Here is a 9,851-nt window from a genome sequence, read left to right as displayed (position 1 = left end):
GTTCGTTCTGCTGACTGCGATAGGCAATTTGGCAATCCATATATTCTTGGTCGTTGAGTTTGACTATCTGTAGTCTTGGATCTGAGAATAAGTATGCGATCGCAGATTTCTGCAGGCTCTCCAGGGTGCCTACTGAATCAGAAAAAGCATCGGTAAAACTATCATTTGTTAATGTCATCTATTTTCATTTTTCGTGATTAATCTATCTAATTTTAAGTGCATCAAGACAAGGCTCCCCCATCCTGCGGTTATGTCTTACGGGGGTTTCACCCACTCGCGCTTTGCATTAAGACGCCGTTTTTCATTTGTCAGACAACTCAACTTCTAAAAATTAGTGATGAATTCATTATCTTATATTTCGTGATCAAGTTAACCTTGTTTTTGTATATCACACTATTGCTTATTTGTCAATCTAATTTAGATTAATTTAGATAGATGCGTTTGCCCTGCCCTCAGAATCGACAAAGTATAGCTAAATCCCTGGGTTCGCTGTCCAAAGTAAGAGCTATTCAAAACTGGTAAAAATTATGGTACTCTTAACCGGTGCTAATTAGATCATCTCTTAAGCAGTATAAATGTACTGTTTTTGGAAAACTGTTTTTGGAAAACTAAATTTAAAAGAGTATTATGTCAACAACTTTTAAAGAGACCACAGAGAATCTGAGATTCAGTGAGGATCGCCTACGAATTAACTATCTCGGGAGTGCCAACCTGCCTACTGCAACAGATGATGGCAAAGATATCATTCGAGGATTAACCCAAAGGCCGAAATCTTTGCCACCTCGTTACTTTTACGATGAAAAAGGCTCCCAATTATTTGAGCAAATCTGCGAGTTACCGGAATATTATCCCACCCGCACAGAAGCAGAAATTTTACAACAGTATGCTGTAGAGGTTGCTCAATTGACGGGAGCTTGCGAATTGGTGGAGCTGGGTAGTGGCAGTTCTACCAAGACTCGCTTGTTGTTGGATGCCTATGAAAACCAGGGATATCCCTTGCGCTATGTTCCTATTGATGTCAGTGGGGAGATTCTTGAGGAGAGTGCCAAGCAGCTGTTGCTGGATTATCCCAAGTTAAAGGTTCAGGGTCAGGTGGGAACCTATGAACAGGCCCTTAGCCAATTAACTCCGACACCATTACCTAGGCGGATGGTTTTCTTTTTGGGTAGTAGCTTGGGGAATTTTGCTCCTGAACAGTGCGATCGCTTTTTTGATAAAATGATAGCTTTACTAGCACCAGGAGATTACTTTTTGCTGGGCATTGACTTACAAAAACCCAAGGAGATTCTGGAAGCTGCCTATAACGATAGTCAGGGGGTGACTGGGGCATTTAACCTGAATATGCTAGCACATCTGAACTGGCGTTTCCAAGGAAATTTTGACCTGGATCGGTTTACCCATCAGGGGATTTATAATCAATCGGAAAGTCAGATTGAGATGTATTTACATTGCCAGGAAACCCATGTTGTGCGCTTAGCCAGCCTGGATTTAACCGTTGATTTCCAAGCAGGAGAAAGCATCCTTACAGAAATTTCTCGCAAATTCAATTTGGAGCAGATGCAGCACTATCTAAAAGGTCGGGGACTAAACACAGTTCAGGCTTGGAGTGATACCAAGCAATGGTTTGGTTTACTCCTGTGTCAGATACAGGGTGTGTAATCGACGTGTAAGCTATCAGCGTGTCGCGTATCAGCGTGTCGCGTATCAGCGTGTCGCGTATCAGTTATCAGCCTTTAGCTGACCACTGACCGCTGAATATAGACACCCCTAAGTTTAAGAATAATATTTGGCACTCAAACCATGGATACTCTCGAATCTACTCAATTCCCTCGCCTTGACAGCTGCAGTCGCGAAACCATTATCAATTACTTTAAGAATTCATGGGAACTCGAAGATGTTCTGATGAAAAGTCTGGTTGGGGAAGAAACATTCTATATCAGTCCCGACCCCTTAAGAAATCGTCTGATTTTCTATTTGGGTCACTCGGCTGTTTTCTACATCAATAAATTCCTTGGGGTTGGGTTATTGGATAAACCCATTAATCCTAACTATGAAATCCTGTTTGAGATTGGTGTAGACCCGGAAACTCCTGAAGAACTCGATCAAGCAACCAAAGATATCCACTGGCCGACAGTGGAAGAGGTTTGGCGCTATCGAGATCAAGTGTATGGGGTGGTTATAGAAACTATCGAAAAGACTCCTCTGAATCTGCCAATTCATCAAAATCATCCTCTTTGGGCGCTGATGATGGGAATTGAACACAGTCGCACGCACTTTGAAACCTCTTCGATGCTGATCCGACAACTGCCTGTAGAGCGGCTTGAACGTCCTGAGAGCTGGAATTATGCTGTTTCTAATGACAAGGTTTCCAAGAATGAAATGCTCCAAGTTTCTGGGGGTTCGGTAGAACTTGGTAAACCAGAAGATTATCCTACCTATGGCTGGGATAGTGAATATGGCAATCGTTCGGTGGAGGTTAAACCGTTTTTAGCCAGTGAGTATCTGATTACCAACGGAGAATTTCTGGAGTTTATTAATGATAATGGCTACGATAATCCAGATTACTGGGATAAAGAATCCTGGACGTGGAAGACAATCTATAATATCAAGCACCCTAAATTCTGGATACCTACTAATAGTGGCTACAAGTATCGAGCCATGTTTGACGAGATTGACCTTCCTCTCGATTGGCCCGTTGAAGTTAATCACCATGAAGCCATGGCTTACTGTCGTTGGAAGGGGCAAGGGATTCGTTTGATGAGTGAAGCGGAGTGGAATCTTGCCACTGCTGGCAGGGATGAAAGTAGCACAAATTTCCAACAAGACCCCTTTGCGATACAGGATTACAATCTAAATCTCAAGTTTGGCTCACCTAGCCCAGTGGGTATGTTACAAACTGCTAAAAGTCCTGCTGGACTCTATGACCTGCGGGGGAATGTATGGGAGTGGCTCAGTGATGACTTCAAGCCGCTACCAGGATTCAAGCCCCATCGGCTCTATGAAGATTATTCTGCTCCCTTCTTTGATACCCAACATAACATGATGCTTGGTGGTGCTTGGGTGACTACTGGAACAGAGGCATCCACATTCTATCGTAACTGGTTCCGTCCCTACTTCTACCAACATGCTGGGTTTAGAATTGCTGCTTCTTGAAATCCTCCCTCGGTAAATCGCCAAATCTCCCAAAAATAGGAATTTTGGTGATAAAACCGCTATTTTGGCCATTTTCTGGAATTACCCAAGCCAAAACCCCGTGTTTTTAAACCGGGTCAGAAGTTACCGCAAAAATAACGCACCGTCAGTAAAGCGTGATCAACTTGATGGTATACCTGATTTTCCGGCGTTGCTGAACCCAAAAATGGTATACTAAAAATAAAACCATGGAATGCCCTAGATGTCATAGCAATAAAACTCATAAATATGGTCATCAAAGAGGAAAACAAAGATATAAATGCAACGAATGTGGACGACAATTTATAGAGGTTAAAACTGAGCGTGGTTACGATGAAAAAACTAAATTGCTATGCTTAAAAATGTATCTAAATGGCATGGGCTTTAGAGCCATAGAAAGAGTGACTGGTGTTCACCATACCACCATAATAGGTTGGGTAAAAAAAATTAGTTTACGCTTAAAAGATGTATGTTGTTTCACGCTCATAAATCCCTGAAATTACTGAAATAGATGTGCTACAAACCTTTGTTAAAAAAAAACAAGGTTTGGGTGTGAGACGAAACCTTAGAGAGTGGTTTGAAGTTACCGTAAGAATAAAGAAGCCTTATTCCATGAGTTTTATCCCTTTTACCCATAGCCTTTCGCCTATAAAGGCTTCTTTATTCTAAGGTTTCATCTCCGGCCTTATTTCAGATAACTTCAAACTATTACCCATAACCTGTCTCTATAAAGGCCGGAGCTGAATCCTTGAGAAGGGTAGCCTTACTAAACAAGACTTAACCCTTTTACTCACAGCCGACCAACTATAAAGGCTACCCTTCTCTACGGAAACTTCTAGCCACTCTCTTACGGTAACTTCAAAGGACCGCAGCTAACAAGCGCTATCCCGGAATTTTAAACTTTATAGTTGGTGACCGGAGTTCGGAAACTTTTAAAAAGCTTTGGAAGAGCGTAAAGCGATGCAGCGCGGTCTTGGGGGTTTCCCCCGGAGACAAAACCTTAGATAGTGGAGCCTTTATAGTTAGCAGGTTATGCAGAAAAGGGTTAAATATTTTTTAATAAGGCTCCACTATCTTACGGTAAATTCAAACCATGAGCGACTGCATCAAGACAATGTTGGCATAGCTTTTGGTATGTTACTGATAAATATGTTGTCTATAAAATATTTCTTGATGATATTGATCATTTAACTAAGACAACTTATATGACTAGAATATAAAATGAAAATATGAGATTAAAACATTATTTGGCTAGACTACATCGACGCACTCTTTGCTATTCTAAATCATTAGAAATGTTGGAATTATAAATTAGGCTTCTTATTTATTATTGAAAATATCATAAAATCCCCCTTTCAGGTGAAACCATTTCATGATTCAGCAACGCCGATTTTACCACGACTGAGCACCCTGATTCGAGTGGAGTGGTGAACGTCGAATCTATCGGGCTTCTCTGATTGAAGTTTCCCACGAAACTCGCGCTCTTTGTTGCCTCATTTATCGATACGGCTGACGCTTTTGCCAAACGGATTCGAGGCTATTGGGGAGTGGAGAACAAAGTGCATTATGTCCGTATCGGTAACTAAAGGGGAAGATGCTTCACGGATTCGTACCCCACCTAGGCTTACAAATTTGGGCACTGGCACGCAACTTTGCCTCTGAATTTATATCGGGACAATGGTTTTCAAAATATGGCTCAAGCCCAGCGTCGGGCTGGCTTTAGCCTTAACACACTCAAAAACCTATTTAGAATGAAATAGCCCTGGGGAAGTAGGTTAGTCTAAACTTCAGTAGAATGGAAAAATTAGGCATAATTACTCGTTGCCTTCTTCACAGGAAAAAAAGTATAACTTATTGTGTACAGCATCAAAAATTAGCTGAGTGATGAAAAACATAAAATCAAGAGTGCTGACATTGGCTTTAGCCTTTATGTTTTGTTTAATTAGCCTAATGCCTGTTGCTTATGCTTGCACAGGTATCACCCTAACAGCAGAAGACGGTGCTATGGTCTATGGTCGAACACTGGAATGGGGTGTCTTTGATATAGAATCTCGAATATTGATCCTGCCCAGAGGCCACGAGTTTGTTACGGAACTCTCTAACGATAAGAATGTCCATTTGCCTGGTATACAGTGGACTGGCAAATATGGAGTAGTAGGAATAGATGGTCTAAATCAGCCAATTGTCTTTGATGGTATGAATGAAAAGGGATTAACTGCCGGAGTCTTTTATCATCCAGGTTTCGCTGAATATATAGATTATGATTCAATCATCGCAGACAAGTCAATGGCACCGACCGATGTTGCCAACTATCTTCTTTCCACCTGTGCCACATTAGATGATGTTCGTCAGGCAATAAACCAGATCGTAGTGGTCAACGTTGTTGAACCAGCTCTTGAGATACCTGCACCAATTCACTTGATGGTCAGCGATCCTTCGGGTGAACAGATCGTCATTGAATGGTTACAAGGCAAACCACAAATCTTTGATGCGGAACTAGGGGTTATTACTAACGCCCCAACATACGACTGGCATATCACTAATTTACGAAATTATGTCAATCTCTCTGCTGTAGCTCTTCCAGATCAGGAGATTGGCTCAATTAATTTTAGCCCATTAGGTAGCGGTAGTGGAATGATTGGGCTTCCAGGAGATTTTACACCTCCATCACGTTTGATCCGTGCTGTTGCTTTTACTCAAACTGCAAGACCAACCAGTGACGGACTTGAGACGATGTATGAATTGTTTCGTATACTTGATAATTTTAATGTTCCGCTCGGAGCATCCGAGGGATCTGAAGGTGAAGATCTAGACAAATCAGGTATGCGGAGTTCAACCCTTTGGACAACGGCTCAGGATCTCACAAACAAGGTAACCTATTACCATACTCAACACAACCGTCAAGTCCGCAAGATTGATGTTGGCAGCTTAGACTTTGAAACTATTAGTGATGTGCAGACGTTCCCCCTTGATCTGCAGAAGGAACAGAATATCGAGGATCGGACTCCTGGAAAGGAGAGCGTTTCATCCTAACTAGAGTTTAGATTAACCTATCCCCAAGACTTGTCCCCTGGAAGAACTGCTGGTAGTCCTAAATTTGATGCAATCGCTTCTTTTATTCAAGATACTGCGATTGCCGTATCTTGACACTGGAGTTTAGTAAATAGCTCCCAGGCTGTCTAGATAGGGCTTGCTGATTAACTCTCAAAGCATTGACAGATAAAGGTTTTAGCCTTGTTGGGTCGAAAAAAGTGCCAGCTTTTCGGTCGAAAAAGCTCAATAACTTAGCCTTTTGGGCAGACAAGAGCAGAAAAATCATCGGACTTGTCTTCCGACTACCTCCTATATAATTCCCATTTCTCCTAACTCCTGACTCCTAACTCCTGACTCCTACCAATACCAAAAGACTTTTTCAGCAAACCCTAGATAATTTACAGAATCTACTGATGATTACAAAAACCCTTGAATTACCACGTACACCGGATTTTAATACTTAGAGCTGATTCGTAAACTCGCACTAAACCTTGTAGGATAAGGCTTGCGCTAAAATAGAACAATTGAACTATTTAATACCGAAAAGACAATCATAGCAAGGCTTTCAGACTTCTTAAGATTTACTTTACGAATCAGCTCTTACCCATCACATCAGCTCATCACCCAGGCAGTGCTTTTAACTAATGGGGTGGAAGTAACTTGGGATGATGGGTTGAAGAGTCGTTTTCATACCCTTTGGCTACGGGATAATTGTGCTTCCGAACACTCTATTAAACTATCTACCCGCGAACCAATCTTTGAAATCGATGAAGTTGCCAAAAATCTCTCGATTGAATCGGTTTCTGTTGACGACAGTGGGTCTCTAGTAATTCACTGGCAGCCAGAAGATTACATCAGTCGTTACCATCCCGGTTGGTTGCGCCACTATGCCTACGACCTAGAGGGAGAATTGACTCCACTAGTTCAATTTGAGCGCAAGCTTTGGGATCGGGAATCTTTGGGAGCAGTTTCTACCTTTGATGGTCCTACTGTGCTCACCAACCCAGAATAAAGCGCCGCCTGGATTCGAGCAATTTACACAACCGGATTGGGTTTACTGCGGAATCTGCCACCGGAACAACAATCGAGTGCTGACGTGGCTGCCCTAATTGGGTCACTACGCAATTCTAGTTTCGGTTTATTTTTCCATGTCCGTGCTGATATAAACAGACCTCTAGCTGATAGTGTAGCTTACACAAATATTGCCTTACCATTACATACCGATTTGGCAACTCGTGAGTTACAGCCAGGTGTACAAATGCTATTTTGCCTAACGAATGATGCTGAGGGTGAGAAGAATGTTTTTGTGGATGCATTTCGGGTGGCAGAGGATTTGCGTCAGTCAGAGCCAGAAGTCTTTCGCAATTTGTGTGAAACGATTTGGGAATGGAAGTATAGTACCAATGAAGAAGATTATCGTGTCGAAGGACCAATGATTGTCCTTGATCGCTATAATCAGATTCGTGAAGTACGGAGCATTACCTCCCAACGAGGTACGTTACAAGTGCCCTACAATCAGGTCGATGCCTGCTATAACGCTCTGCTTACCTGGTACCGACGTGTCAAAGAAAGTCGCTATCAAGTCCGCTTCAAACTACAACCAGGGGATTTAATCGCCTTTGACAATCGTCGTATCCTTCATTCCCGTACCCACTTTAATCTCAACAGTGGATCGCGGTATCTAATTGGCTGTTATGTAGATACAGATGACTTAATGTCTAAAATGCGAGTTCTCAGCCGAGGGCAAGGTTAAATGTTAAGATTTATTTTTAATAAAAAGCACAATACTATCAGCAATAAAAATGAGTATAACAGATAGAGTCAGTAAAGTTTACAGTTCTAAAAATAATCAATAAATTATCGCGAACTATGACATATGGGCTGAGGAGTATGATCATGATTTTACTGGTTATGGCGACTACGTATCACTACAAAAAATTGCCGAGATTGCTCTCAAGCGCATCCCTGTGCAAAAATTTTAGATGCTGCGGCAGGAACAGGCTTGGTTGGTCAAAGGCTCTACCAGGAAGGCTACCGTCACTTAGTTGCTATTGATCTGTCCCAGTAAATTTGAATAAAGCGCGTCAAAAAAATGTCTATAGGGAGTTATATCAGCAAGTTTTGGTAGAGCATTTAGACTTCTAATCGAATTCATTTGATGCCAATATCAATGTTGGATTATTTACTTATAATCATGCTCCCAGTCATGCTTTTGATGAGTTAATTCGCATTACTAAACCAGAAGGTTATATAATTTTAATGCGCCCTGATTTTTACGAAAGCAGCCAAGATTTTAAAGCAAAGATGGCTAACTTAGAGTCATCAGATCAATGGCAATTAATCGAGCGCGGGGATAAATATTATTCCCACCCTAATACTAAGCAGAAGACTCCTGTATAAATCTGGACCTATCAGGTTCAATAAATTTAAGCATTAATATAGCAATCCTAAATCATTCATTTGTCAACTAAGTGTACTTTTTAAAAACTAGCTCCAACTCTTTTCACTTCTGCCTTCTGCCTTCTGCCTTCTTCTTTAAAGCAGCCCATTTCTTTCACGAATCAGATAGGATTGCTATAGATACTGAAGTCCAGCCAATAAAACTTCATGGCAGCGGACGAGGACTATTAGAATAGAAAAGTACGCTCGACTTGACCGGAGTGTTTTATGGTTTCATCAGAACTAATCTCGACCTTGAGAGAACTGAGTCGCTCAGACAAGTTCTATATCATACAGATTCTGATTTCGGAACTAGCCCAACAAGAAACGGATTTAATTAAACCTGACCAGTCTTACCAAGTCTGGTCGCCTTATGATGCGGTTGAGGCAGCGGATACAATGTTAAAAGTGCTACAGGCTGTCAAAGCTCAAGATCATGGGTAATCCTGAACGATATCCAAAAGACCTAAAAACGGCTCTGCCAAGAGACCCTCACCAACCACGAATATAGCGCAGGAATTCTCGCCTAAAAGTTATCCGCGTCAGTCAGGATTCTGGTCATGGCTTTGATCACTGATACGGGAACGCTTACCTCGAAAATACCAACGATACCAATGCTTAGCACTGCGAATGGCTAACCACAGTAGCAGTAAAGCGATTAATCCTCCTTGTTCAGGAGCATCAAAAGCCAAAATTATCAAAACTACGCACAGAAAATCCTGAAGAAACACTACCCACAGAGGTAAGCCACGCAAACGGTAGAACCATCCCACTTGAACTAACTGGAGTACAAAGGCTAATAAGCCGCCGACAATACCCACCACCCAGACAAATCCCGTTAGTTCTTCAGCAAACTGAGTCACAGCAATACCAAGAATTGCCCCTACTAGAGGACTTAAAAGTAGCTGAACTATTTGCAAGACTCGCTGTCCTAATAGATTTTTGGAGGCAAATAGCTCCACCAATGACCAAATTGTCAAGATAGTCAGCAAGACTGGGGGATGAATCTGTGACAGTAACGGTACCTTCGACCAGAGTTGGTCACTGTGGAGCAAACCAATCACCAACAGGGGCAGGGCAATTCTCATTCCTGCCGCAGCGGAAGCTGAGAGGGCGGCGAGGAGTGCAATCATGAGCGTCGTGAGTTTGGCAAGAGGTTTAGTCTAAACCAGTAAAGCTTAGCATAATGTAACAAAATATACACTTTT

General features: G+C 41.9%; 8 protein-coding genes. 7 read left to right on the top strand and 1 reads right to left on the bottom strand.

Annotated features, from left to right (window positions below):
- The first annotated feature begins 627 nt into the window (after window positions 1-627).
- The 7 genes from egtD to F6K57_RS23405 all read left to right on the top strand — a co-directional run bounded on the left by egtD (window position 628) and on the right by F6K57_RS23405 (window position 9,087).
- Window positions 628-1,659: an L-histidine N(alpha)-methyltransferase gene (gene egtD, locus F6K57_RS23435; RefSeq protein ID WP_293070951.1), complete on the top strand. Its 1,032-nt coding sequence runs from the start codon at window positions 628-630 to the stop codon at window positions 1,657-1,659.
- A 141-nt stretch (window positions 1,660-1,800) separates the two neighbouring features.
- Window positions 1,801-3,153 (top strand): 5-histidylcysteine sulfoxide synthase, encoded by a 1,353-nt coding sequence (gene ovoA, locus F6K57_RS23430; protein WP_293070949.1) that lies wholly within the window; start codon window positions 1,801-1,803, stop codon window positions 3,151-3,153.
- A 227-nt stretch (window positions 3,154-3,380) separates the two neighbouring features.
- A complete protein-coding gene (locus F6K57_RS23425; RefSeq protein WP_293070947.1) occupies window positions 3,381-3,668 on the top strand; it encodes a hypothetical protein in 288 nt (95 codons plus the stop codon).
- A gap of 1,387 nt (window positions 3,669-5,055) precedes the next feature.
- Entirely contained in the window at window positions 5,056-6,204 is a 1,149-nt protein-coding gene (locus tag F6K57_RS23420) for a choloylglycine hydrolase family protein (protein ID WP_293070945.1), read from the top strand.
- Window positions 6,205-6,835: 631 nt separating this feature from the next.
- Window positions 6,836-7,216, top strand: a complete 381-nt coding sequence (locus tag F6K57_RS23415; protein ID WP_293042374.1) for a gamma-butyrobetaine hydroxylase-like domain-containing protein — start codon at window positions 6,836-6,838, stop codon at window positions 7,214-7,216.
- Between the two features lie 12 nt (window positions 7,217-7,228).
- Window positions 7,229-7,957, top strand: coding sequence for a TauD/TfdA family dioxygenase (locus F6K57_RS23410; protein ID WP_293042407.1), 729 nt, complete (start codon window positions 7,229-7,231; stop codon window positions 7,955-7,957).
- A 914-nt stretch (window positions 7,958-8,871) separates the two neighbouring features.
- Window positions 8,872-9,087, top strand: coding sequence for a hypothetical protein (locus tag F6K57_RS23405; protein ID WP_293070943.1), 216 nt, complete (start codon window positions 8,872-8,874; stop codon window positions 9,085-9,087).
- A 98-nt stretch (window positions 9,088-9,185) separates the two neighbouring features.
- Here F6K57_RS23405 and F6K57_RS23400 read toward each other — a convergent pair whose 3' ends face one another.
- The gene (locus F6K57_RS23400; RefSeq protein ID WP_293042386.1) at window positions 9,186-9,776 is read right to left on the bottom strand and encodes a DUF4126 domain-containing protein; all 591 of its coding nucleotides are present in this window, start codon (window positions 9,774-9,776) and stop codon (window positions 9,186-9,188) included.
- Window positions 9,777-9,851: the final 75 nt, after the last annotated feature.

This window comes from Moorena sp. SIO4A5 (genome assembly GCF_010672005.1).
Classification (GTDB): Bacteria; Cyanobacteriota; Cyanobacteriia; order Cyanobacteriales; family Coleofasciculaceae; genus Moorena.
This window is presented reverse-complemented; position numbering and strand designations above follow the sequence as displayed.

Coding starts and splice junctions, on each gene's coding strand:
- F6K57_RS23405 (WP_293070943.1), top strand. CDS start 8,872: ATGGTTTCATCAGAACTAATCTCGACCTTGAGAGAACTGAGTCGCTCA.
- egtD (WP_293070951.1), top strand. CDS start 628: ATGTCAACAACTTTTAAAGAGACCACAGAGAATCTGAGATTCAGTGAG.
- F6K57_RS23420 (WP_293070945.1), top strand. CDS start 5,056: ATGAAAAACATAAAATCAAGAGTGCTGACATTGGCTTTAGCCTTTATG.
- ovoA (WP_293070949.1), top strand. CDS start 1,801: ATGGATACTCTCGAATCTACTCAATTCCCTCGCCTTGACAGCTGCAGT.
- F6K57_RS23400 (WP_293042386.1), bottom strand. CDS start 9,776: ATGATTGCACTCCTCGCCGCCCTCTCAGCTTCCGCTGCGGCAGGAATG.
- F6K57_RS23425 (WP_293070947.1), top strand. CDS start 3,381: ATGGAATGCCCTAGATGTCATAGCAATAAAACTCATAAATATGGTCAT.